This window comes from Mesorhizobium sp. RCAM 05099, assembly GCF_059683685.1.
The window spans coordinates 5,908,949-5,931,163 of sequence record NZ_CM185035.1 but is presented as its reverse complement, the minus strand read 5'-3'; the positions used below and the strand labels follow the sequence as shown (position 1 = coordinate 5,931,163).

Here is a 22,215-nt window from a genome sequence, read left to right as displayed (position 1 = left end):
GATTCCGCCTTTTCGCGTACGCGGATCGCGGGATCATGGTCTAGCGTCCGCGCGCCGCGCGGCGAACGCTGTGGATCAGGATGGCGAGGCAGCCCACCAGCAGCAGGATGCCGCCAAGCAATGGCGGCATTGCGAGAAATTTTACCGACGCTGTTAACGCTGCAACAAGGATCAGCGCGAGCAAGGCCAGATTGCCGTCATCGATGAACATGCCGACGAGTTCCTTGACGACAAGACGGACAATGTTCATCGGGCGAGCCCTCCGGCGGGATAGGTGCTGCGCAGCCAGCGGACGATGGCAAAGGACGCCAGCGCAACGACAGCGAAGATACAGGCGCGCTGGATCGGCCACCGCCTGCATGCCGACATGGCCATCGTCGTGGCGGACAGCGCGAGCGCGAAGGACTCGGTCGCAATCACCGAAGCCTTGAGGGGCGAACTGTTCAATCACTTGCCGGCGCTTTCGGATGCAAACGTCCGCCTGGAGGTGACAGCGGACCGGCGCCAGCGGGCGGTGGCCATGCCCACCATGCCCCCGATCCGTTCAAGGTCGTTTGCGACCTGGCCACGGGGACGCTCGAGATCGTGGACACCGCCGCAGGAGCGCGCATGCGCCTCACCATTGAGCGCCATGCCGACGATCTCGGCGCGACCGTGATCATTGACCGGCCCGAAGGACCGGAGACGCTTGCGCTCGCATCGGTTGCCGGCGATCACCATCGCCTTGAAAGTTCCATGGCACCGGCCGAGCCGCACGAATTCGAGGCAAGGCTGCTCCTGACCGCGAAGGGCAGGGAACTGATGCTGCCGTTCAAGATGGTTGAGCCGGAAGGCCACCGCCACCACTAGGCCGGCGAAGACTTTACGCGACTTGAAGCGTTCGCTCAAATCGGGTTGCGTGACGCGGGTCGAGACAGATCTCGCCGTTAACGCGCTCCGGTGCTGTTTTAAGAACCATGGCCGATCGCGAAGGCGCTGTATGCCTCGTGATGGAATGGGCCCTCCCCCGGCCCGGTACGGTCGATTCGGCAGCAACGGGCGCGATCTTCTTCTGCACGGGCGTCCTCTCGGCAATTTCCTATCTGGTCGCCGTGCAAATGGCCAAACGGATCGGGCTGGTGAACACCATGGTGTTCACGCATCTGCCGTCGAGCCTTTGCCTGCTTCTCATCCCTTTCATGTTGAGCTCGGTCCGGTCATCGTCCTTCTATTGATCAGGAGTGCTTTGTCGCAGATGGACGTACCGACCCGCACCTCTTACGTGATGGCGGTGGTGACGCCGAGTGAGCGCGCCGCAGCTGCGAGCGCATGCGCTGACACCAGGACACAGCAAGGCGGTCCTGGCCACGTATCTGGCGGGTTCGGACGCAAAGGTTTCTCGCGGCCTCCTCGTATCGACAACCCTGTCGATCACCCATATGACAACAGCGGTTCTGATTGCGGTCCTTTCCTTGCCGCTTGTCTCAATCGCCCTGGGGAGCGTTGGCCGCGCTCCTCTGCTGGAAGACATCAGCCGCGGACTGCTTGGGTTGATCGGCCTATGGATGCTGTGGCGGGCATTCAGCCATGGGCATCATCACAAGCACGAAGGCGAAGCGGTGGGAGTTATGGCCGGACTGATTCCTTGTCCACTCACACTGTTTGTCATGACGTTTGCGATCGCGCGCGGCGTGCCAGCGGCCGGCATCCTGTTCGCCGGCGCGATGATGATTGGCGTGGCGATCACGCTATCGGCCGTCGCAATTTTGTCGATCCTACTGCGCGAACGCGGTGTGTAGCGCGCTACTCGTGAGGATGTCGTCCTCAGTCGTGAACTAGGCCTGCCACGGCCACTTTGCACATTCCTTCCGAACCTGTGCAGGGCTCAGACCCAAGTCTGCCAACTCATGGTCTTCGAGTTCGGCCAGTTGTTCCCGTTGGCGATGGAATTCGATCCAGCGCGCCACCGATGCCATCGAGTGCACTAAATTTTCCATGACGCGATGGGAAGTTGCCTGTGGCGATGAACGCCTCGGCGTCTCAGTCAGCAAGGGGTTCAACACTTCTCATCCTTCCGCAGTGCGCTGGTTGACGTGTGGTGCGGAAGTGCTCCAATCTGCAAACGGGCGCAAAGCATGGTTTCTCGTGCTTGGCCCAATTTTTCTCATGACATGGTGCGAAATTGGCCCGCCGACTGCCATCGCTCAACGCCCTCAAAGCCTTCGAGGCGGCGGCGCGCCACGAGAGCTTCACCAGGGCGGCGGACGAACTTTCCGTGACGCAGGGCGCGGTGAGCCATCAGGTGAAGGCGCTCGAGCTCGAATTGGGCATCAGGCTGTTCGATCGCGAACGTCAAAAGCTGAGCATCACGCGGGCCGGCCTCTCCTATCTGGAGGTGGTGCGCGATGCGTTCGACCGTATAGCTCTCGGCACGCAACGCATCCAGCATCTATCTCGGGCCGGAGCGCTGACGGTCAGCACGTCGCCCGACTTTGCCGCCAAGTGGTTGGTAAACCGCCTTGGCAGGTTTGCCGAGACGCATCCGGACATCGATCTCAGGATTTCCGCAACCATGCATCACGTCGACTTCGCTAGAGAGGACGTCGATCTTGCCGTGCGGCATGGTGATGGCAACTGGGCGGGGCATGATGTTGTCCGCCTGTGCTCCGAGCAACTGTTTGCGGTTTGCAGTCCCAAACTTCACCAGCGGTTGCGCGAGCCGTCCGATGTGCTGAAATTTCCGTTGCTGCATCTTGATGACCGAAAGGACTGGTCGGAATGGCTCGAGGCCGCTGGCGTGGTCGATGCCGAACCCTCCCACGGACCGGTCTTGAACCGCGCCAGCATGGTCATAGACGCCGCGGTCGACGGCCAGGGCGTCGCACTCGCCCGCACCACGCTCGCGGCTTGGGACCTCATCAACGGGCGCCTCGTAAGACCGTTCGCCACGTCGCTGCGATTGTCCAAGACCTACTGGATCGTCTGCCCCAAGGCGACGTCGATGCTCCCCAAAATCACGACATTCCGCGACTGGCTGTTGGCTGAGACCGCCGATGATGTGCGCCGCCTCAACACGCTCGGTCCATAGGTCCAGCGCCTCCCAGATCACGATTGTCAAGCGGTCGCCCCTCGCAATTGAGCTCCCGCTGGATCCCCAGGGTGATTCCTTCCGGTAGGGCTACTTTTCAAGGCGGGGAGGGCGATCCTCTCTCTGGTCTCTTGTCTCCTATCTAGGGCCCAGTCGACAATCTAGCTTCAAGCATTGTGTGGCGTCGCTGGCTGCTCTGGAAGTGGCACTAAACCAACCGCTTTCGTGTGCACTATGTGTGCATTGAGAACTTCGATATAGCCAAGGGTCATTCCGTTTGGGCGGCAGAATCGGGTGCAAAAACTGCACACGAAAGTTCTCCTTCTCTTCCATTTTCGTTCCTGCGATTGCGCCGCTGATTGGTCTCTTGGGGCGCCTTTTGCCCGGCGGTGCCTGCCAGACCCGCGATGATGTTCGCCGTCATAGCCATCATTAGCCGCCGACCGCTGTAACTATCCGTGTTTCCGATCGTCGGCCCGTACAATCGCGTCGTCAGCGTTTTGTACGAGCGTAGGGATAGTTGTCCCGCCTGTTGGCGCCCAGCCTAACCGTCCGAGCCGGAAGCTTTTGCTCGTCGATCTGACGAATCTCACCTCGTCGGGGTCCCATGCCCGACATTCCAGATGGATTTCTGGCCGCTCGATGCGAATGAGATTGAAAGAATTTGCTTCTTGCCGGCGGCGCGAGGAAATCGCCGTGCCTGCTTGGATCAGCAAGGCGGAATAGCCCTCGATATCGTATCGGACCGCACTCGAACCCATGCGGTTCAGATGCAGATGCCCCGACAGGATCACATCGACGCGGCTTTGTGAAAATACTCCCATCGCCATCCTCGCCCGCCCTACGATACCGTCGTCGTCATTCGCACTGGCCCCTTCGAAGGGATGGTGTGTCACCACGATCCGTGTCGTCTCATCCGGCTGATCGGCAAAACTTCGTCTCACCCACGCGAGCTGCTCGCCGTTGATACGGCCTCCCTTGATCGTTAACGACCGAGCGGTGTTTATCCCAGCGACGGCCAACTCCGGATCGGCATAGAACGGGTCGGTATCCGCCGTGATATAGCGCTTGTAACGCGACAGCGGCGTGAAGGCGCGCGCGAACAGGTTGTAGAGCGGGACATCATGGTTACCTGGCACGACGAGCTGCGGGTATGGCAATGTGTCGAGAAATGCCCGTGCCTGCACGAATTCTTTCTTGCGAGCGCGCTGCGTCATGTCTCCCGAGACGACAACAATATCAGGGTCGGCTGCGCGAACCTCGGCAGCGAGTGCATCGGATACTGCCTGGTCAATCCTACCAAAATGCAGGTCGGAAAGATGGGCAATCGTCTTCATCAAGCCGAGACCTCACCAGCATCAGGCGTTTCGAGAGGTGGCCTTCGTCAAGACGGGTGCGAGAACCCGCAGTGCACCAGGCCGTATCCGATAATGCACCGGAGTTGTCGCCTCGACGGTTTCACCGTCCATCGCAATTCGCATGTGTCGTCGGCGCGCCCTGATCTCAAGACTTTGCACCCGGAATAGTTCCACATCGTGGACTGGGTCGATCAAACCGAAGGCGACCTTGAAGGGTAGCAGCGCAAGTCCAAGCCAGGACTGCTGCTTCACGACGTAGACGCACAGTTCCCCGGACACAAGGCTGCTGCGGTGGCCGAGCTTGCTCAAATCGTAGAAATTGTTGCCAACGAACACGCAGAGGGTCCGCTGTTCTCGCCCTTTGTCGTCGATTGAGATTCTGACCCTTTGCCAGGATGATGCCTTGAGCGTCAGGAGAAGCGCCGGGCCGAGAGCAGCAAGCTTTCCCACCCCTATCCGCTTTTGCTCTGCGGATCGTTCGGCGACAAGAAACGGATAGATGCCGATGGACGAGTTATTGAGGAAGACCCGGCCGTTCACCTCCGCAACATCGATTTTCTGCACGTGGCCCGCCGCGATGACGTCCATGGCCGCCTCCAGATCGTTTGGCAAACCGATATCCCTGGCGAAATGATTGAGGGTGCCTAGCGGCAGGACGCCAAGCACAACATTCGTCCCTGTAATTGCCGAAGCCACGGAACCGAGAGTGCCATCACCGCCACCGACGACGAGCGTCCGCGACTTCTTGCCAGGAGACTTCGAGGCTGCGAACTAACGCGCCATCTCCGCGATTTCGCGGCCCTCCGCAAGGCGCACCTCGGTCTCGATCCCTCGCGCTAGAATCCATTACGAAGGCGGTTTTCCAGGTCACCGCTGTCTGCGCCCTTGATCGAGCCAGCCCCTGCATTGAGGAGAACCAAAACTGTCATATGTGCCACTTGCGAAGGGGTGAAACTGGTATCTGCTACTCATGCATCTGATAATTGCGTGGCGTCACCTCCAGGGGTCCTCTGGGTTAGCGGCTGGCAAACCCTTCCTGCAAAGCTCCAGTTCCTGGATTGGCCGGAATACTTCCGTCACGGACCAGCAAAACCTGACCATCCCAAACTGGGGTCGAACTATGATCGGGCCGGGTCACCAGGCGGCCGGCGTGGAGAGACGCAGCAAGAAGGTCGCGGGGTCCGTTCGCGTCGGGCTGCGCCTGCGCCACCGTGAACAGGGGGAAGCGACTACCCAGCTGTTCCTCGACAACGGACCCGATCCAGAGTTCCGTCAGGTGGCCGTTGCGTACGTCAATGTCGGTCGCCCACATGCGGAGCACGAAGCGCGAACCGGTCCCGCCCAACTCGCCGCGCGGATGGACCAGCGTGAGGCTCGGCAAGCGCCCGCGTTCCATATAGGGCGACGTTGGAAGGTCCATCGGACTGGGGCGCGGCGTGAACCACGCGAGAGCGCCGGCCAAAGTCCATGGAGCTGGCGAGCGCCAGCCCTTTTGCGCCAGATCTGCTTCGAGGCGTTCGAGGCTGCCTGCCCATTGGAAGGTCAACGGTTCCTCGGCCTCGCCTGCGAGATCGATTCGCTGCACGGGCAATTGCTGCCAATCCTGCGTCCACCATTCGGCCGCGAGGATCGACGGCGCCTCGTATTGGACTGCGTAACGCTCCATGTCCGCAGCGTGACGGCGATAAACATTGGCACCGCCTGCGAGGACCAGGCCTGCGCAAGCCACGGCCAAGAGGCCTCCGGCGCCCTTTTCGGACGGTTGATGATGCAAATAGGCTATGCAAAGTAGGGCCAGCCATGCCGTCGCGAACGCCAGTCCGCCCGCTACGTCGGAAAACCAATGGGCACCAAGGTAGAGCCGGGAGAAGGCGATCAGAGCCACGAAAATGGCCGCCGCGAGGGCTACTGGGAGACCCCAAGCCGGTCGGACGCGCCGAGCGATCAGGAAGGCCAGGAAGCCATACATGACGGCGTTCTCGGTGCTGTGGCCGCTGGGAAAGGAAAAATCGCTCCAACCGGAATAGAGGTTCTCGGTGGGACGCGCACGATGAAGCGCCACCTTGACGCCCGTGTTGATGGCCGCGGCTCCGCCAATGGCCGCCGCCCAGTAAGCGGCGGTGCGCCAGGCGCGCTTCCAGGCCAGCCACAGGAAGACGAGGACGGCAATCGCGGTCACCACTAAGGTGTCGCCGAGTTCCGTGAATCCCACCATCAAGGAATCGCCCCACGGCGTTCGCAGGTCTTGAAGGATGCGAAAGACGGCGGCATCGGTGCGTACCAACGGATCGCCGCTGACGACATCCTCGAGGATGCCGAAGAAGGTCCAGGCGGCGGCGGCGAGCAGCAGTGCCAGCGCCGCGAGGATCTTCGTTTCCGTCTGGGCCGGATCGAGCAAGGAGCGGATTTGACGGCTCGTCCAGGTATCGCGGGCACCCGCCCAGCCTCGCAGCCGCTCCAGATTGGCCAGAAGGATGGGAATACCCCGGCGTACCGTGTGACGCACAACCCAAACGATGACCCACAGGATAATAATCAGCGCGACAAGGAGCACTGCCAGCCGGCCTGCGGCAGCGCCTGCAACGCTGAAATATGCCCCGACGAACACGCCAGGCAGGATGTGCGACGGCGCCCAAACAAGCGCCGAAAAGACGTTGGCGTAGTAAAACCGGCGGGCCGGCATTCGCAACATGCCTGCCACGAGCGGGATGAAAGCACGGACACCCGGCGTGAACCGCGCCAGAAAGACGCTTTTGCCGCCGTGCCGTTCGAAGAACGCTTCGCTGCGCGCGATGAGTTCGGGATACCGGTTCAACGGCCACCGCAGCAGGATTTCACGGTGGTAGCGATGGCCAAGCCAGAAAGACAGGCCGTCGCCGACAATCGCGCCCAAAAAGGCTGAGATCAACATCGGCCAGAGCGTCAGCACGCCGCTCGGGACAAGTGCCGCAAGTCCGACGATGACCGCCGTTCCAGGAACGACTGCGCCGATGACCGGAACGGATTCCGACAGAGCCAGCAGAAAGATCGCCGCATACGCGAGATGTGGGTGCGAAGCGATGTAGTCTGTGAGCGCCGAGAAAAAGGACATTCATGGTCCCTCATTCTGACCGAAAATCCGGAGCCACATTGTTCTTTTCACCCTGTCCGATTGCTGCCGGGACGATCTACGGAGTCGGGCACCACTGCGGCGGATGCTTTTGACGGCGGAGGTGTTCCTTGGGAGTTTGCACCACTGATCAGCCCCGGCGGATTTGCGAAATCTTCGTGAATGAGCTGCTCGGAGCCGGCAATGAATTTCCCGCTATGGTCGTAGCGAAGCACAACGACAGCGTCGAAAACGTTGTCAGGCCAGTAACCGTCGGGCAACAGCGCGTGAGGGTCACCACCCAACGCTTCTATTATCTGTGGCAATGTGCCGTGATGCCAGGCAATGAGCACGGACTTTCCGTGGGCTTCGCTCGTCAACGCATGAACAAGGCCTGCGAGGTCCTTGTTGCTGAATCTCAGATCGATGGGAATTCCAAGCGCCTGGCTCAAGGGCGTCAGCGTTAGACGCTCGCGCGCACTGTTTGGGGAATCGGCGGTCGCTATCAGCGTGTCGGGGCGAAACGCGACACCATTGAGCATGAGATGCTGAAAATAAGCGACATAGGCCTGTGCGCGTGCCTCCCCGGCAGGTGATAGTCCCGTCCCGCTATCAGGCTTTTCGGCATGGCGTATGATCAGCACCGTCGCATCTGCGAGTCCCGACGACGTCGTTTCGAGAGCGGCACTGGTGGCAACCGGCGTCACGAGCGACGGGATCAGTAGCGCAAAGATACGGCCAAGCACGCTGGAGCGATTAAACAGGTTCCGTGAAAAGGATTCGTGCGACATTTTTGGGCCTTCTCAACTTTGAGCCGCGGCCTTTGCCATGACATTGCTAATTTCGCTGACACTCATTTAGAGAATTCCGGTCACCCATCGATCGATGCGGGTGCCCTCCCGGTAAGCGATCCGGACCAGTCCGGCAGCGACAAGCGCGGTCGCGATACCGCCCAGGATGTCGCCGACATAATGGGTCCCTACATAGACACGGGAAATCACAAGGAGCAGGGCGGCAGCGAAGAACCACAGCGCCTTGCGAATACGAGCGTTGAACACATAGCTGAAGACGATGGCAAAGCTGGCGGTGGCGTGATCCGATGGAAACGACGGATCGGCGCTGCGCGCTATCAGGAGGTGTGAAACACCGGCGTCATAGGGGCGCATGCGATGGGCGAGGAGCAGAATGATCTGGTTGAGAGCCAATCCGAGCAGGAACGACAGGGCACAGGCGACCGCAACGTGCCTCTCTGATCGAACCTTGCCACCCCACCACCAAGACGCGACAACGGCGAGGACCAACAAGGGAACGCCCGCCTGTGTGACGGCGACCATGAACAGATCGATCAGATGGTTGTGCCCTGAAAGGGCATTGATCCAGCCCGTGAGGTGCGCATCCAGATTTTCCATCAATACTCCATCTCGAAAGTGATCCTCGACCCTATGCCCCTCGTCTTGAGGCTCATTTGCGGGTGACTTTGCGGTCCTTCAAAGCCTAAGGATGCCGTGATCCGCACCTTAGAAATCGGGATACAGCCCATTCTCATGAGCGCCCCCGTCTGCCCAATCGTGCTCGAACAGGAAGCAGGCCGATCAAGGTAAGCACAGTGAAGACAGCGCCTGCGAGGAACGTAGCTTGCGGCCCTACCGCATCCCAGAAAGCCCCCGCGATCACGCTGGCAACGAGGAGCGCGAACCCGCTGATGAGATTGTACATTCCGAAGGCCGTTCCGCGCAGTTCCGGCGGCGCCGTATCTGCGATGAGCGCAGCCAGCAGCCCTTGAGTGAAACCCATGTGCAGTCCCCAGAGGATCACTCCGAGGCCAAGCCCGATCGCCCCCGGCGCGAATGCGAGAACCAGATCGGCTGCGAGGAGCAGAAACAGCCCAATAGTCAGAACCGTCACGCGGTCTATGCGATCAGACAGAACACCAACGGGATAGGCGGAAATCGCGTACGCAATGTTCATTATCACCAGCACAGCCGGAACCAGCATCAGCGGCAGGCCGATCGACTGCGCGCGCAGCACCAGAAAGGCCTCGCTGAAGCGCGCCAGGGTGAAGACGGCCGCGACGGCCACTACCCACCAATATGCCGCGCCGAGGCGGCCGAGTTCGCTGCGGCTGAAGGGCATGCGAATCCGACGTAAGCCTTCGGGTCGTTTTGGTTCCCGGACCGCAACAAGGATCAGGACGAAGGAGAGGAAGCCCGGAATGACCGCAATCCAGAACACCGCTGAGAACTGATTGGCGGTCAGCCACATCAGGGCGATGGCGAGCAGCGGACCGAAGAACGCACCGATTGTGTCGAGGGATTGGCGCAGGCCGAAGCTCGCGCCGCGCAAATGAGCCGGGCTGATATCGGCGACGAGGGCATCGCGCGGTGCACCCCGGATGCCCTTGCCAATACGATCGATGAAGCGCGCCGCGATCAGCCATCCGACCGAAGGAGCGAGCGGAAAGATCGGCTTCGTGAAGGCCGCCAGACCATACCCGAGTGCCGCTAGAAGCTTGCGCTTGCCGAGCCAATCGCTCAGCGCTCCCGAGAACACCTTGGTGATCGAGGCCGTCGCTTCGGCGACGCCCTCGATCATGCCGACGGTGAGGGCAGAGGTGCCGAGTACTGTGACCATGTAGACGGGGAGCAGCCCATGGATCATCTCCGAGGAGACGTCCATCAGAAGTGAGACGAAACCGAGCGCCCATATTCCTACCGGGATTTCTCGCCAGATCGCCTTGCGCCTTGAAGTTCTGTGCGTTTCGAATCCCGTCGTCACAGCCGATGTCCTCATCGGTTCTCGTCATGGGCGTCGAAAACACGCTGAGCATAGCTGTCGAGCAGCACCTCGCAGCCTCTTAGCCGCTCGGTGGCTTCGCTGGCCAAGGTTGCGTCGTAGAAATCGAGCTTTTTGATCTTCGCCAGCCAGCCCTGGAGCTTCTTCAGATCGGTGTCCTCCTCTTCGAGCTCGGCGTAGGTGAATTTGTTGATCGAGATCTCCTTGGCGATCTCGGTTTCGAAATCGGCACACCGACCGAGGAACTCACGGTACTGGTCGTCACGATCGGCTTTGAAGCGGGACACCACTTTGTCTTCTTGGGCCCGGTCGAGGGCGATGGTCTCCAAGATGACGGATTCGCCACCCATCTCGGAAACGTCGTTCTCAAGCATCTTCAACCGGCGGACGTGATCGTCGGTCTTCGGCAGCAGGCACACGCCGTTCTGTAGATAGATCGCGCCCATGCTCTTTAGCCGCCGCCACAGGGCAACGCGCTTTGTGGCCGGCTCCGGCGGCACTTTGTAAGTGAGAAGAAGCCAGGTAGGAACAACCATTGCTTCAACTTAACGCAACGACCGTAACAAATCAACGGAAACCGATGGCATTCGCGCCATCTTTTGGAAACTTCAGATGAACGACAAGCGATCGCCGGCTCAGCCGCCGTTTCGGCCGCTTGGCCGCATGCAGTTTGGTTCGGTTGCGATGGTCAGCTATGAAATTTGACGCAAGGGAAGCATTCGCGGGTTCTGTGCGTTTACCACAATAGAGTTTGCCATCGCCGTTCAGGCGCAGATCCACTGCAAGCCTCCAAAACGTGGTGAGCCCCTCTGTGACCACAGACTTGCGGCTGCAAGTTAAGGAAAAATGCCCGCTCAAGCTTTCATAAATCGAATTGCAACGGCTGTTCCGGACCACGGCGTTCACAGCTTCTTCCTTCGGTTTGCCGGCTCCCAGCTGACGGCAGACCCCCGTCGCCGGGCGATTTTCAATCGAATGGCAGACAAGGGCGGGATCGAACATCGCTATTCGTGCTTTGCGCCCGCCGATGATCCCGAGGGTCCGAGTGTGGACATGGCGGGCGTTTTCAAGCGGGGTGCATTTCCAGGAACGGCTACGCGCATGGAGATGTTTGCAGCCGCTGCGCCAGTTCTAGCGCAGCAAGCCGTGGAGCGGCTTCTCCAAGGCGAAGACAGGAAGCATGTCACGCATTTGATCGTCACCACCTGCACAGGCTTTTCCGCCCCGGGCATGGATCTGGAAATAATCGCCCGATGCGATTTGCCGACCACCATCGAGCGCACGATCATTGGCTTCATGGGATGCTATGCAGCTATCAACGCGCTCAAGCTGGCACGGCACATCATTCGATCCGAACCCAAGGCCCACGTTGTGATCGTCTGTATCGAACTCTGTACGCTCCATCTCAAGGAGACCAGCGATCTTGAAAAACTGCTGTCTTTCTGCCTATGGGGCGATGGCTGCGCGGCCGCTTCGGTGACCGCCCGCCCGTTCGGCATCGGCCTGGATAGTTTTCACGCGATCGTCGCTGCCGACGGTCGCGACCTGATGACCTGGAGCATACACGATGACGGTTTCGACATGTTTTTGTCGGGACAGGTTCCTGGCGCAATTCAGGGTGCGCTCGGCACAGGCATCGGCAGCATCCTGGGAAGCAAGAGCGTAGCAGACATTGATCTCTGGGCTGTTCACCCAGGCGGGCGCTCCATTCTCGACGCTGTGGAGCGCGCGCTGAATCTCCATCCCGATGCGTTGTTGCTTTCGCGCGAGGTCCTTCGCGAAAACGGAAACATGTCTTCAGCAACGGTCATGTTCGTGCTTGAGCGAATGCTGCGCGCGTTCACGGAAGACCGCGTGGGTTGTGCCATGGCATTCGGGCCCGGCCTGACGACTGAGACGATGATGTTCCATACGGCCGGCAATGCCTGAAGTGACCAACAACCTCGACCGCCGCCGGATCGAGCCGGAGTTGCTCGATGGTTTACCTCCCGACGATCCCAGGGCAATCGGCTCCCGGCGTGATCTTGTTTGGGTAAACACGCTGATGTTTCAAAGCACGATCCATCTCTAGCCTCTTGAAGGCAAACGTGCGCAAGAGTTCGATCAGGATTCTGGAAATCGGGTCCGGCGACGGCCACAAGGGCGGGTTGCACACGATGTTGAAAACCGCAGCTGATAGCTTGGTCTCCTGTGACCCAAAAAACCGGCAGCGGCGGTGGGCAAGCTCGCAACACATGTTCTCGCAATCGCCAGTCCGCCTTCGATGGTGTTGGTCGGGGTCTCCTTTTGGCCAAGACCCGGCCGGCCTATTGGGCGGAACCGGACGTCGTGTGAGAGCAGCTGGCATTTGATTAGGCTGGGCACGCCTCGAGGATGGAAATGGGTCCTCGGGTCTGAATCACTCGTTCAAGGCGTAGTCCAGCGGCGTCGAACAAGCTTGCATATTGGGCCTGAGTTCTCTCCAGGCCGCCGGTGACGGCGAGCATGACCACGTCGATACCCTTGATCTGGTTCGGTTCGTCACCTGGCGGCACGAGGGTCTCGGCCACAAGCACCTTCCCGTTCGGCAGCATCGCCTTGCGGCAATTTCGCAGGATCTCCGCGGCACGCCCATCGTCCCAATCGTGAACGACCTTCTTGATGACGTAGGCATCACCGGTGGGAACGCTTTCAAAAAAATCACCGGCGACAAATTCGGTGCGCGGCAGGTCGCCTCCGGCACCGTGGCGTGCTGCCGCGACGCCCGAAGGCAGATCGAAAAGCACGCCGCTCAAAAGAGGGTTGCGGGCCAGGATCGCCGAGAGAAGCTGGCCATGCCCGCCGCCAACGTCGACGACGCGCGTGAATGGCTTGAAGTCATAAGCTTCGGCAACGGCCTCGTTGCTGCCTTGGCTCAAGGCGACCATGGCACGCTGAAACAAGGCAGCCTGCTCCGGGTGTTCCGACAGCCAGTCAAACCTTGGGCTCCCGAACACCTTGTCGAAGGCCGGCTTTCCGGTGCGGACAGAATGCAGGAGTTGCTCGAAGGCAAGATAGGCCTCGCTGTTGATCATGCGGACGAAGTCACGGGGACCCGGCCGATCGGAGCGCAGCACGGCACCAACCTCCGTCAACTCGAAATGACGGGGCAGTACCTCCCTAAAGACCCCTTCAGGCGCGAGAAGTCGCATTACACGATAAAGCGCGTCTGCATCTGACTGAGTGGCAGCCGCTAGTTCATCCACCGACCGCTCGCTGGCAGCCAGGAGATCGGGGATGCCGAGTTCGATAATGACGCGCAGTGCCTGTGACACGGCGAATCCAAAGCCTAGCCTCATGATCTGCTGCGATGGGTTGAGCATGACATCCCTCCGATATGCGCGGAAGTTTAGCAGGCTCTGAATGATGAGTCCTGCATGCCCTGCTTGGATGCTGGGTCGCTCTGGGCGGGCCCTTATCTTGCATTCCCGCAGCCGCTCCTCCCGCGAAGAGTATGCCGGCCAAGCCCGGCAATTGGCGGGCGTCACCTCCGAAGGCTGCAGAGCCGCTCAAGAGTGCGCATTACTGGAACCAGCCGTTAATCCGCCTGTGAGCGCGCCATTTGAGATCCAATGGGAACGAATGTGGCAGTGCTCAGTTTGGATAGCGACGGGACACCACACGGAGAATTGAAATGACACGCCGACCAAAGATTTTGGCCAGCACCGCACTCGGTTTGCTGATCGCGTCAGCGCCGTTCGGGGCGTTCCCACCGCTCAGCAGCACAGCATTCGGTGCCGCACGGTTCGTCGCATATAAACCTCTGATCCTTATCAAGCTGAAGTGTAAGGAGGGTGAGTCCGCCGAGGCCTGCGCGCTAAGGCAGCAGGCTCCGTCCGAAAATGCGGCCCCACTTCCCGCGACCGAGCCACAGCCCGCTCCGAAACCACAGCCGACCGAGGCAACGCCGGCACCTGAGGCAGCTCCTGTTCCTGAAGCTACCCCTCAGGCGGAACCCTCCGCGACGGAACAGCCTGCTCCAACGGCCGAGCCTGCGCCGGCGCCGCCAGCCGAGCCTGCGCCCGCTCAGGCTCCCGACAAATCGGCGCCAGTCAAGCAGGTCCAGCCGCCCGCAGATCAGGCACCTTTGCCCACCCCGGCTCCCCAGGCGCCTGCTACGATGGATCAGCCTGCGCCTGCCCAGGGTGAACAGCCGGCGGAACCTACGAGCAAGCCAGAAAAGAAACCTGCCGCCGAGCAGCCTGCCGCCGAGGCGCCTGCACCAAAGCAGCCCGTGACTGGCGAGCAACCTGCAACCGACCAGCAGCCTCCAGCCTCCGAAAAACCAGCGAATGGTGAGCCGGCGGCGCCCGTCCAAAGCGAAAAGCCAGTCCAGGGCGAGGCGCCAGCAGATCCGAACGCCGCACCAGTCCTCGACAGCGAAAAAGATGCAAAACGTCCGGGCAAGGACGGCAACCCGCCTGCTCAGCAGAGCGATGGCGGTCAGGCCCTCGCGCCTGCGGCTGCCCCTGTAGACGCCGGACCACCGCCGGCGGACGACAAGGCAGCGCAGCAGGAAATCAAGCCTGAGAAGATCGTTCCGGTGACCGAGGAAAAGGGTACCCGCCGTGAAAAGGCGCCGGATGGCCAGGTGCCAGAACGCCCCAAGGGCGCCAATGTCCTCTCGGAAATTGGCGGCCGGGTCATCATCCAGTTCAACAACCGGACGATAGTCGAAAGCAACGAAGCGCCGCGAATGAGCCGTGGCGCCAAGGATGTGTATTACGAAGATCTGCCGGGCGGCCGCACACGCGAGACGATCATTCGCGACAACGGCAACCAAATCGTCACCATCCGCAACCGCTATGGCGACGTCATCCAGCGCTCCCGCATCACGCCCGACGGCCGCGAGTATGTGTTGAGCTACGTCGACGAGCGGTACTATCAGGACGTGCAGGATTGGCGCGATCCTGGAGATGACTTGCCACCGATGCGGCTCACCATCCCGCGCAAGCAATACATCCTGGAGTCCGAGTTGGTAGAGGATGCTGGCGACTACTACACCTTCCTTGAGCAACCGCCGGTGGAAAAGGTCCAGCGCCTCTACTCGGTCGATGAGGTCAAGCGCTCGGCGCGTGTGCGCGACATCGCCCGGCGGGTTGATCTCGACACGTTGAATTTCGAGACCGGTTCGGCGGCGATCTCGGACAGTGAAGTCAAAAAACTGCAAGGCGTTGCGGACGCAATGGAGCGGCTGCTGAAGAAGAACCCAGCGGAAACCTTCTTGATCGAAGGCCACACCGATGCCGTCGGTAGCGACAATGCAAACCTGGCCTTGTCCGACCAGCGAGCCGAGGCAGTTGCCGAGGCCCTCACCAACGCCTTTGGCATCGCGCCAGAGAACCTGACGACCCAAGGCTACGGCGAGCGCTATCTTAAGGTGAACACGACAGGGCCGGAGCGACAGAACCGCCGTGTCGCAATTCGCCGCATCACGCCGCTGGTGGCGCCCGTCGCCAGCTCCAACTGACCAAAACATCTCGCGATTCGGTAAAGCTCCCGAATCGCGAGACCTTGCCAGCCAACGGACCTAATGGCCCGGCCCCCTCTGATGAAACCCGGACGGGGCTTTTAACACTTCATTTACCGTGCGGTTTTAGCATCCCACCCGCGGCAAGTTACAGTTCCGCATTTTCAGGCAACACCTCCCGTCGCTCTCAGTCCACCTAAGAGCGACGGGTACCTGCCTCAGGCAACAAAGCCCGCCCCGCCGCTTATTAAAAAAGGCCGGGACCTGGCTAGCTGCCCGCTATCTGGGCTCCCCGCCTGGCTGCGTGGTGCGCGCGCGGAGCTCGGTCGTCCGGCGTCCATAGAAGTCAACTACATAAGCAAGAGAAGGATCCCGGCGACCGGCAACGCCCCGAGCGAAGGCGCGATCGACGACATAGCCGGCGTCGACGAGGGCGTCCGATATCTGCCGGTTGAGATCCTTGTCATCGTCGACGATGACTACGCGCATGCAGAGATCGATACCTGTTGAAGAGGCCGATTCCGGCGGCCCGGGAAACGGCAGGGGTCAGTTCCGCGGAACGACGATTTCGGAACGGCGCGGACGCTGCCCGTCCTTGCCCGGGACAAGCACAACAATGACGCACACCGGCTGGCCCCCGCGCGCCGACTGCGACGCCTTGGCCAGCGTTCCGCCGTTCTGTTCGGCGACCTGCTGGCCAATCGCGTAGCATTCGGCAGCCACGACAATGGGCTCATCCGGGCCGGACGCGGCGACCGGCGTCGCGCTTGCCTGCGCCGCTAACAGCCCCGCAGCGCAGAGAGCTAGGGTCGCGGTTCGGAAATGGGAGCGAAGCGTTTTCATGATCGAAGAAGTTGTAACGCCTCGGGGCTGAACCTGAAATGAACAGTGAACGCCTCTGAAAACATGCTCGTCACACCCCTGCAACGCCAGACAATCAACCTGAGATCTCACCGTCTGGCATTTTAGATTGATGCTGTCGTATCAAATACGCAGGGTTTGTTCTCACTGCGGCGTGCGCGACTACAGTTATGACCACTGCACCCATCTGAACCAATGGCAGTCTGTCCGAGGCGCCTGCGCCTCTCAATAAGCCGATGAACGTGGCAAGCAGGCTGTTAAGGTCACAGTCCAGAGCGAAGCCGACTTTTAAAACTAAGTGAAGTCGTCGGGCGCCTGAAAGCATGCGGCCCGGCTCGAGTCGGTGAACTCCGCATTTGATACTCCGGCGGTAGATCGCCGATTTGCGAATCCAAATATAGGAATTTCCTGACCTGCAGTAATCGGCCGAGGAGAGGCCAGTGTGAATCAGATCTCGGCGCGAACGCGCGCAGATAGTCAGCCATTTAGGTCCCGCAGCGCTATTCTAGCTCGACATGATCCCGCACACGAAGACTGAACACCTCCGGGTCCGACTTACCAACCGTAGCTGAAGGTGGCGCCGCTACCGCCATCGCCGTTCTGGACGACATCGGCGCCTGTGTTTCTGCCGAATTGAAAAATGCCGTAGGCGTTATCATTGCCGTTCTGCCGCAGGCTAGCTGAATGGCCATTGCCCTCCTGTCGGATGATGCCCAGATTGCCGCGGCCGTTCTGGGCGATGCCCGCAATATTGCCGTGTCCCGATTGGCGGATACTGGCGCCGCGCAGGTCGTGATAGAGCGAGTAGACCCGCATGCCGGTCGCCAGGGCGCCGGCGTCGCGGGCGTTGGCAGGGGCATAGGTCGCAGAAACCCAGCCTCCTGCGTAGGCTGGTGCGGACAGCCCGATGCTGCCGGCGACGAGAGCTGCAGTAAGAGTGTTGAACATATTGCGGGCCATCTTGATCTCCATTTTCCGGCCGTCTCAGCCTTTGACTAACTAACTTTCTCATTTCGGGGCTGAACCCTGGCGGAACCCGTCGTTCAGCAGTCGTTCAGTCATTGTGCCCAGACCTGACGCTCATAAAAAGAGCGCCCCGACCCCGGCGCCCCTTTCGGAAACTTGGCGATGCGATCAGGTCGCGCCGCCGACCCGTTCGGCACAGCCGATACTCTTGCCGCCGATGGTCACCTCGAGCTTGGCGTTGTAGATGCCGCCCTTCGCGTCGAGCGTGACGGTGCCGAGCGTGGCAGGGCGGCCCGGCGCGGCGCTGAAAGCGCCGCCCTGCTCGATATCGGTACCGCCGGTGTGACCGGCACTTTCGACATGGAAAGAATACGTGCCGCTCACGTTTCGATCGGCATGGGCAAGCGCCTCCAGCGAAACCATGCCGCCTTCCGGCGTGACACGGATCTCGCAGCGCACCGGCCCAAGGGACTGGTCGGCGGTGGCCATGGTTGCCAGCGCGCTGGCCGAGACCAGGACCAAGGCGAGTGCCGCGACGCGGCGGGGATGTTTGCTTATGCGGGGCATCGTTCGTCTCCTTGGCGTTCGTTGGCCGCGGCCGCGGGCACTTTCCGCGGCCCTCCGGCCGTTGCCGGATTTACGGGCAGGCTTGGACGAAAGCGGCGACATTGCCGCTGCCACCCTGGCTGACATTGGCATCGCAGCCATGGCCCACCTGCACGCCGGCAGCGATGTTGCCGTTGCCGTCCTGCGTCAGAATGGTGGTGTGGTTGGAGCCGAACTGGCCGACCCCGGCCACGTTGCGGTTGCCGTTCTGATAGGTGGCCCCGTAGTTGCCGACCCCTTCCTGGCCGATGGCCGAAAGGTTGTGGCGGCCGCGTTGCTGGCCGATCGCCTTGTTGAAGCGGCCGTTCTGGTAGACACGGATACGGTTTTTGAAACCGTTCTGAGCGCCACCGGCTGAGTTCGACCAGCCATATTGCTCGATGCGTACGTCGTTTGCCATGGCCGGTGCGACGGCGGTGATACCGACAAGAGCGGCGAGCGCGGTTGCGACGAAAGAATTGCGGATCATGAGAGCGTCTCCTTTGGCGGACGGGCCGCGAGTTGAACGGCTCCTTTTTAGGAGATGCCGTTCGAACCGAAGCTGAAGGCACCGTTCAGCCGGGGTTCAGGAGTGGCTTTCGTAAACAATCGCCGCCGCCTGTGACGCGCCAGCCATGGGACGGCAAGTGGACTGTTCGCGTTGCCGAAGGCGGCAAGGTAATGCTGCAGACGTTTGAGAATCTTCCCAAGAATTTGCCCGCGAAGAAACCGAATGCATGGATTGGAGGCGTACGAATCCGGCCTCGTGAACTCTCGTTTGCGAACTCACCTCCCAACGGGCCGACTCGGGCATGCCTTCTGCGGAACCTCATAAGGCTCAGCCCGTTGCTGATGATCCTAAGGTAGTCTTTCGCGCACGGGCTGCATGAGTGCGGTAGCTCTTGGAACAAGGATCCCATCATGAGCAAGTACGCTGCGGTTTTCAGTGGTCTCGCCTTCATGCTTGGTGCCGGGGAGGCACGCGCGGACGTGAAATTAGACGTCACGCATTCGACCTATCAATTGCGGGGCCTTAGCCTGGAAGCGATACATGAAGATTTGCACCGGGTGGCCAAGAGGGACAGAGACGGTATTATTGAAGGCGAGGTGGCAGATCATTGGGATTGGAAATTTAGGTTTGCGCAGGCGGAAAATTCTTGCCGGGTCAGTTCGGACGAAATCATTCTCAAACTCAAAATTCTACTGCCGACCTGGGTGGACGAGGCGCGCGCCGATCAAGCGGTGCGCACTGGCTGGAATACCTACTTTCAGGAGCTGAAGGCCCATGAGGATGGTCACAAAACGATTGCCGTGGATGCAGCCGAACGGATTAGCAAGCTGACGCACGGTGCGATGGCCCCCGGCTCATGCTCGGCTCTGGAGCAATCACTGAATCGCACAGCCAAACAGATTGTCGAGAATTCGGAAGAAGCCCAGGATCGGCATGATGCCAATCCAAAGCCATTCGCACTCGACTAGATCAACGTTCCTGGGTCCGACGTCCTCGGGGGACCCGTGCGCTCGAAGATAATAATTCTGCGAGCGCCGTACAGATCGAAATCGGCGCGCACATGCGCTTGGCCGCAGATTCGATGTTTTCGACGTGGTTCTCGAAAAAATCCCGACATCAGTGCTCAGTCAGCGTGAACGGAAGTTCGGCGGGAGCTTAATGATCGGCCCGTCCCGACGATGCGACTCGCTTGGATAAGATCGGTTTCAGGCCGTGTTATTCGCGTTCACATTTGGTTGCAGTGCAACAAGACAACGCCAGTTGGTCTTGACAAATCAAGCGAACACTTGTCCCAAGGGGCTGATGAGAAACCTCGGCCGAATCTCGATTGCAGGAATTGCGCCGCTCCGCGCAGTGCTTGCGGTCGTGTTTCTAGTCATGTCTTCTCTTCAGCCTGGCCTTTTCGCTACCGCGAACGCCACGGGTTTTCACAGCGACTCCGGGGTGACGCTCCAGGTGGAGAAATCTCCGCACGACACCGGTGGCCACGTTGGCCACCACGAAGATGCGGTCGGGGCGGCCGAAACGGATGTGGGCGAGAAAAATCTTGGTGGTGAGAAATCTGCAGACGACAGCTGCGAGGTCCACTGCGCGCCGGCGCATGCTGTGCCGGTCGACTGTCCTGACCTGGACCGCGCTGCCTCCCGCTGCTTTGTCGCCGACGTTGCTGAAGCGTTGGTAGGCGGCGAGTATACAGCGCTTATAAGGCCTCCCAGACACCTGAACTGACGCCGCCCATCGAGGGCGTTCGCGCGCAGCGTGCGGAATCCGTTCCGGCGCGGCCTAACGCACACGTTCAGCTTCAGGTCTACAATGAAATTCGCAAGTCTCGCGATGCTCGCATCGCTGTTGGTTGCCGGATGCGCGGTAACCACCCCACCGACCGTCCTTCCAGCTTTCAATCCATCTGATCCCGTTATGGGCATACGTGATGCGCACTATCACCCGGTCGTCACCAATTATCACCAGCGGGAGCCCGTCGATCCGCAGAACTGGCGGCGTCTCAATGAAGAACGCTCCCCTGCAACAACCGGAGCCGGATCATGAAGCGCCGGTTCCTGAACATAGCTGCGGCCATGGCCATTCCGCTGATTGCCGCCGGATGTACGGCCACCGCTGGCCCTGACGGCGTCTCCGACCCCGTCGCTGGCTTCACGACAGTCGCGGCACGCGCCGGAGCTGTGACCGGCAAGAGAACGGCTTGGGTGCAGTCTCGCGAGAACGCGCAGGCTCTCTCCGCGCAAGTAAAGAGCCTGGTTCAGAACAAGACCATTGGTCCGGACGTCGCGGTGCAGGTCGCCCTGCTAAACAACAAGGGCCTGCAGGCCGCCTATGCCGAGATCGGTCTGTCGGCGGCCGATGTCTGGCAGGAAGAGATGCTCGTCAATCCGACAATCTCGGTTGGTATGATCGGCATCGATCCCGTACGCACGATCGAGGGGGCTGTTGCCAGCAACATCCTTGCGCTGATGACCCGTCAGCGACGCGTCGCGGTCGCGGATGCGCGCTTCCGCCAGGCCCAGCTCCGCGCCGCCGAAGAAACGCTACGGCTGGCCGCGGACACGCGGCGGGCCTGGATCAACGCTGTATCGGCTTGGGAAAGCGTTTCCTATTTGAATAAGGCGCAAGCCGCCGCCGATGCAGCCTCCGAACTCGCTCAAAAACTCGGGGAGACGGGCGCGTTCACGAAGACCGGTCAGGCCCGCGAGCACGTCTTCTATGCCGAGATCGTCGGCCAGGCGGCGGAGGCGCGTCTCGCCGCCCGGACCGCGAAGGAAGAGCTCACCCGCCTCATGGGCCTTTGGGGGCCGGACGTCGATTACTCAGTCCCCAACACGCTTCCAGCCCTGCCGAAGGGCGCCAAGGGCAAACGCGCCATCGAGGCGGAGGCGCTCAAAAATCGCGTCGACCTCGAGATTGCGAAACTTGAGCTGGAAGCGTTGGCGAAATCCTACGGCCTGACCGAGGCGACCCGCTACGTCAGCGACCTGGAACTCCTGTCCGGCGTGGAGGTGGAACGCGAAGAGTCCGAGGAGGGCGGGACGGAGACGAGTGTCGCACCCACCCTGGAGCTGGAGTTCGTCATCCCGATCTTCGATACCGGCAAGGCCCGCATGCGCAAGGCCGAGCTTGCCTACATGCAAGCCGCCAATCGGATGGCGGAAAAAGCGGTCAACATCAGGTCCGAAGCCAGGTCTGCCTATGACGCCTACCGTTCGACCTACGATATTGCCCGGCACTATCGGAACAGTGTTGTGCCGCTGCGAACAAAGATCGAGGCGGAGTCGGTCCTCACCTACAACGGCATGATCACCAACACGTTCGAGCTTCTGGCGGACACCCGCGCGAAGATCAGCTCGATCATGCTTTCCCTCAACGCCAAGCGCAATTTCTGGCTGGCCGACGTCAATCTCGGGACCGCCATCCATGGCGGCGGAACCTCATCCGGGGGCGGCGACGCACCGGCCGCAGCCGAAGCAAGCGCCGAAGGCCACTGAA

24 protein-coding genes and 3 pseudogenes are annotated in these 22,215 nt (G+C 60.7%); 10 read left to right on the top strand and 17 right to left on the bottom strand.

The features are described 5' to 3' along the window. Positions 1-40: 40 nt before the first annotated feature. Both AC56QQ_RS29240 and AC56QQ_RS29235 read right to left on the bottom strand, forming a co-directional pair. Positions 41-250: a hypothetical protein gene (locus tag AC56QQ_RS29240; protein WP_497124301.1), complete on the bottom strand. Its 210-nt coding sequence runs from the start codon at positions 248-250 to the stop codon at positions 41-43. Then, entirely contained in the window at positions 247-447 is a 201-nt protein-coding gene (locus AC56QQ_RS29235; RefSeq protein WP_497124300.1) for a hypothetical protein, read from the bottom strand. Before AC56QQ_RS29235 ends, AC56QQ_RS29240 begins: the two co-directional genes overlap by 4 nt. Positions 448-609: 162 nt before the next feature. Here AC56QQ_RS29235 and AC56QQ_RS29230 point away from each other — a divergent pair, with 162 nt between their 5' ends. From AC56QQ_RS29230 to AC56QQ_RS29220, 3 genes and pseudogenes are all read left to right on the top strand, one after another. Then, positions 610-849, top strand: a complete 240-nt coding sequence (locus tag AC56QQ_RS29230) for a hypothetical protein (RefSeq protein WP_497124299.1) — start codon at positions 610-612, stop codon at positions 847-849. 179 nt (positions 850-1,028) lie between these two features. Beyond that, a pseudogene (locus AC56QQ_RS29225) lies at positions 1,029-1,306 on the top strand (MFS transporter); the annotation flags it as partial. A 1-nt stretch (position 1,307) separates the two neighbouring features. Then, positions 1,308-1,769 (top strand): annotated as a pseudogene (locus AC56QQ_RS29220) (urease accessory protein UreH domain-containing protein); the annotation flags it as partial. A gap of 45 nt (positions 1,770-1,814) precedes the next feature. Here AC56QQ_RS29220 and AC56QQ_RS29215 read toward each other — a convergent pair. After that, the gene (locus AC56QQ_RS29215; RefSeq protein ID WP_497129171.1) at positions 1,815-1,955 is read right to left on the bottom strand and encodes a DUF1127 domain-containing protein; all 141 of its coding nucleotides are present in this window, start codon (positions 1,953-1,955) and stop codon (positions 1,815-1,817) included. A gap of 206 nt (positions 1,956-2,161) precedes the next feature. On the opposite strand from AC56QQ_RS29215, the gene AC56QQ_RS29210 reads away from it, so the two are divergent. Further along, positions 2,162-3,067: a transcriptional regulator GcvA gene (locus tag AC56QQ_RS29210; RefSeq protein ID WP_497124298.1), complete on the top strand. Its 906-nt coding sequence runs from the start codon at positions 2,162-2,164 to the stop codon at positions 3,065-3,067. Between the two features lie 452 nt (positions 3,068-3,519). Here AC56QQ_RS29210 and AC56QQ_RS29205 read toward each other — a convergent pair whose 3' ends face one another. From AC56QQ_RS29205 to AC56QQ_RS29170, 8 genes are all read right to left on the bottom strand, one after another. Continuing rightward, on the bottom strand, positions 3,520-4,404 hold the full coding sequence (locus AC56QQ_RS29205) for a metallophosphoesterase family protein (RefSeq protein ID WP_497124297.1): 885 nt from the start codon (positions 4,402-4,404) through the stop codon (positions 3,520-3,522). A gap of 21 nt (positions 4,405-4,425) precedes the next feature. Continuing rightward, positions 4,426-5,121 carry a diacylglycerol/lipid kinase family protein gene (locus AC56QQ_RS29200; protein ID WP_497124296.1) on the bottom strand — a complete coding sequence of 232 codons (696 nt, stop codon included), beginning with the start codon at positions 5,119-5,121 and terminating at the stop codon, positions 4,426-4,428. Between the two features lie 319 nt (positions 5,122-5,440). Beyond that, on the bottom strand, positions 5,441-7,516 hold the full coding sequence (locus tag AC56QQ_RS29195; RefSeq protein WP_497124295.1) for a bifunctional DedA family/phosphatase PAP2 family protein: 2,076 nt from the start codon (positions 7,514-7,516) through the stop codon (positions 5,441-5,443). 47 nt (positions 7,517-7,563) lie between these two features. Next, positions 7,564-8,304: a hypothetical protein gene (locus tag AC56QQ_RS29190; RefSeq protein WP_497124294.1), complete on the bottom strand. Its 741-nt coding sequence runs from the start codon at positions 8,302-8,304 to the stop codon at positions 7,564-7,566. Positions 8,305-8,370: 66 nt separating this feature from the next. Continuing rightward, positions 8,371-8,922 (bottom strand): phosphatase PAP2 family protein, encoded by a 552-nt coding sequence (locus tag AC56QQ_RS29185; protein ID WP_497124293.1) that lies wholly within the window; start codon positions 8,920-8,922, stop codon positions 8,371-8,373. A gap of 133 nt (positions 8,923-9,055) precedes the next feature. Then, complete coding sequence (locus AC56QQ_RS29180) at positions 9,056-10,189, bottom strand: MFS transporter (RefSeq protein ID WP_497129169.1); 1,134 nt, start codon at positions 10,187-10,189, stop codon at positions 9,056-9,058. A gap of 110 nt (positions 10,190-10,299) precedes the next feature. Next, entirely contained in the window at positions 10,300-10,842 is a 543-nt protein-coding gene (locus tag AC56QQ_RS29175; protein WP_497124292.1) for a Chromate resistance protein ChrB, read from the bottom strand. Between the two features lie 31 nt (positions 10,843-10,873). Beyond that, positions 10,874-11,086: a hypothetical protein gene (locus AC56QQ_RS29170; RefSeq protein WP_497124291.1), complete on the bottom strand. Its 213-nt coding sequence runs from the start codon at positions 11,084-11,086 to the stop codon at positions 10,874-10,876. Positions 11,087-11,152: 66 nt separating this feature from the next. Here AC56QQ_RS29170 and AC56QQ_RS29165 point away from each other — a divergent pair, with 66 nt between their 5' ends. Both AC56QQ_RS29165 and AC56QQ_RS29160 read left to right on the top strand, forming a co-directional pair. Further along, on the top strand, positions 11,153-12,235 hold the full coding sequence (locus tag AC56QQ_RS29165; protein ID WP_497124290.1) for a type III polyketide synthase: 1,083 nt from the start codon (positions 11,153-11,155) through the stop codon (positions 12,233-12,235). After that, positions 12,228-12,377, top strand: coding sequence for a hypothetical protein (locus AC56QQ_RS29160; protein WP_497124289.1), 150 nt, complete (start codon positions 12,228-12,230; stop codon positions 12,375-12,377). The genes AC56QQ_RS29165 and AC56QQ_RS29160 overlap by 8 nt, the downstream gene beginning before the upstream one ends. 280 nt (positions 12,378-12,657) lie before the next feature. Here AC56QQ_RS29160 and AC56QQ_RS29155 read toward each other — a convergent pair whose 3' ends face one another. Next, on the bottom strand, positions 12,658-13,647 hold the full coding sequence (locus AC56QQ_RS29155) for a methyltransferase (RefSeq protein WP_497124288.1): 990 nt from the start codon (positions 13,645-13,647) through the stop codon (positions 12,658-12,660). 797 nt (positions 13,648-14,444) lie between these two features. Here AC56QQ_RS29155 and AC56QQ_RS29150 point away from each other — a divergent pair. Continuing rightward, entirely contained in the window at positions 14,445-15,794 is a 1,350-nt protein-coding gene (locus tag AC56QQ_RS29150) for an OmpA family protein (RefSeq protein ID WP_497124287.1), read from the top strand. A gap of 396 nt (positions 15,795-16,190) precedes the next feature. On the opposite strand, the pseudogene AC56QQ_RS29145 reads toward AC56QQ_RS29150, so the two are convergent. The 5 genes and pseudogenes from AC56QQ_RS29145 to AC56QQ_RS29125 form a co-directional block, all read right to left on the bottom strand. Beyond that, a pseudogene (locus AC56QQ_RS29145) lies at positions 16,191-16,283 on the bottom strand (DNA-binding response regulator); the annotation flags it as partial. 57 nt (positions 16,284-16,340) lie between these two features. Then, positions 16,341-16,637: a hypothetical protein gene (locus tag AC56QQ_RS29140; protein ID WP_497124286.1), complete on the bottom strand. Its 297-nt coding sequence runs from the start codon at positions 16,635-16,637 to the stop codon at positions 16,341-16,343. Positions 16,638-17,210: 573 nt separating this feature from the next. Next, positions 17,211-17,615, bottom strand: coding sequence for a curlin (locus AC56QQ_RS29135; protein WP_497129167.1), 405 nt, complete (start codon positions 17,613-17,615; stop codon positions 17,211-17,213). Between the two features lie 174 nt (positions 17,616-17,789). Beyond that, positions 17,790-18,188, bottom strand: a complete 399-nt coding sequence (gene csgH / locus AC56QQ_RS29130) for a curli-like amyloid fiber formation chaperone CsgH (protein WP_497124285.1) — start codon at positions 18,186-18,188, stop codon at positions 17,790-17,792. Between the two features lie 70 nt (positions 18,189-18,258). Continuing rightward, the gene (locus AC56QQ_RS29125) at positions 18,259-18,696 is read right to left on the bottom strand and encodes a curlin (RefSeq protein ID WP_497124284.1); all 438 of its coding nucleotides are present in this window, start codon (positions 18,694-18,696) and stop codon (positions 18,259-18,261) included. A 431-nt stretch (positions 18,697-19,127) separates the two neighbouring features. Between AC56QQ_RS29125 and AC56QQ_RS29120 the strand changes: the two genes are divergently transcribed. From AC56QQ_RS29120 to AC56QQ_RS29110, 3 genes are all read left to right on the top strand, one after another. After that, a complete protein-coding gene (locus AC56QQ_RS29120; protein ID WP_497124283.1) occupies positions 19,128-19,685 on the top strand; it encodes a DUF922 domain-containing protein in 558 nt (185 codons plus the stop codon). Positions 19,686-20,019: 334 nt separating this feature from the next. Continuing rightward, positions 20,020-20,445: a hypothetical protein gene (locus tag AC56QQ_RS29115; RefSeq protein WP_497124282.1), complete on the top strand. Its 426-nt coding sequence runs from the start codon at positions 20,020-20,022 to the stop codon at positions 20,443-20,445. A 314-nt stretch (positions 20,446-20,759) separates the two neighbouring features. Further along, complete coding sequence (locus AC56QQ_RS29110) at positions 20,760-22,214, top strand: TolC family protein (RefSeq protein ID WP_497124281.1); 1,455 nt, start codon at positions 20,760-20,762, stop codon at positions 22,212-22,214. Position 22,215: the final 1 nt, after the last annotated feature.

Excerpts from the sequence above, each read along its gene's own strand:
- AC56QQ_RS29240 (WP_497124301.1), bottom strand. The coding sequence starts at position 250 with ATGAACATTGTCCGTCTTGTCGTCAAGGAACTCGTCGGCATGTTCATC.
- AC56QQ_RS29230 (WP_497124299.1), top strand. The coding sequence starts at position 610 with ATGCGCCTCACCATTGAGCGCCATGCCGACGATCTCGGCGCGACCGTG.
- AC56QQ_RS29215 (WP_497129171.1), bottom strand. The coding sequence starts at position 1,955 with ATGGCATCGGTGGCGCGCTGGATCGAATTCCATCGCCAACGGGAACAA.
- AC56QQ_RS29205 (WP_497124297.1), bottom strand. The coding sequence starts at position 4,404 with ATGAAGACGATTGCCCATCTTTCCGACCTGCATTTTGGTAGGATTGAC.
- AC56QQ_RS29195 (WP_497124295.1), bottom strand. The coding sequence starts at position 7,516 with ATGTCCTTTTTCTCGGCGCTCACAGACTACATCGCTTCGCACCCACAT.
- AC56QQ_RS29190 (WP_497124294.1), bottom strand. The coding sequence starts at position 8,304 with ATGTCGCACGAATCCTTTTCACGGAACCTGTTTAATCGCTCCAGCGTG.
- AC56QQ_RS29185 (WP_497124293.1), bottom strand. The coding sequence starts at position 8,922 with ATGGAAAATCTGGATGCGCACCTCACGGGCTGGATCAATGCCCTTTCA.
- AC56QQ_RS29180 (WP_497129169.1), bottom strand. The coding sequence starts at position 10,189 with ATGGACGTCTCCTCGGAGATGATCCATGGGCTGCTCCCCGTCTACATG.
- AC56QQ_RS29175 (WP_497124292.1), bottom strand. The coding sequence starts at position 10,842 with ATGGTTGTTCCTACCTGGCTTCTTCTCACTTACAAAGTGCCGCCGGAG.
- AC56QQ_RS29165 (WP_497124290.1), top strand. The coding sequence starts at position 11,153 with ATGCCCGCTCAAGCTTTCATAAATCGAATTGCAACGGCTGTTCCGGAC.
- AC56QQ_RS29160 (WP_497124289.1), top strand. The coding sequence starts at position 12,228 with ATGCCTGAAGTGACCAACAACCTCGACCGCCGCCGGATCGAGCCGGAG.
- AC56QQ_RS29155 (WP_497124288.1), bottom strand. The coding sequence starts at position 13,647 with ATGCTCAACCCATCGCAGCAGATCATGAGGCTAGGCTTTGGATTCGCC.
- AC56QQ_RS29150 (WP_497124287.1), top strand. The coding sequence starts at position 14,445 with ATGGATCAGCCTGCGCCTGCCCAGGGTGAACAGCCGGCGGAACCTACG.
- AC56QQ_RS29140 (WP_497124286.1), bottom strand. The coding sequence starts at position 16,637 with ATGAAAACGCTTCGCTCCCATTTCCGAACCGCGACCCTAGCTCTCTGC.
- AC56QQ_RS29135 (WP_497129167.1), bottom strand. The coding sequence starts at position 17,615 with ATGGCCCGCAATATGTTCAACACTCTTACTGCAGCTCTCGTCGCCGGC.
- csgH (WP_497124285.1), bottom strand. The coding sequence starts at position 18,188 with ATGCCCCGCATAAGCAAACATCCCCGCCGCGTCGCGGCACTCGCCTTG.
- AC56QQ_RS29125 (WP_497124284.1), bottom strand. The coding sequence starts at position 18,696 with ATGATCCGCAATTCTTTCGTCGCAACCGCGCTCGCCGCTCTTGTCGGT.
- AC56QQ_RS29120 (WP_497124283.1), top strand. The coding sequence starts at position 19,128 with ATGAGCAAGTACGCTGCGGTTTTCAGTGGTCTCGCCTTCATGCTTGGT.
- AC56QQ_RS29115 (WP_497124282.1), top strand. The coding sequence starts at position 20,020 with ATGAGAAACCTCGGCCGAATCTCGATTGCAGGAATTGCGCCGCTCCGC.
- AC56QQ_RS29110 (WP_497124281.1), top strand. The coding sequence starts at position 20,760 with ATGAAGCGCCGGTTCCTGAACATAGCTGCGGCCATGGCCATTCCGCTG.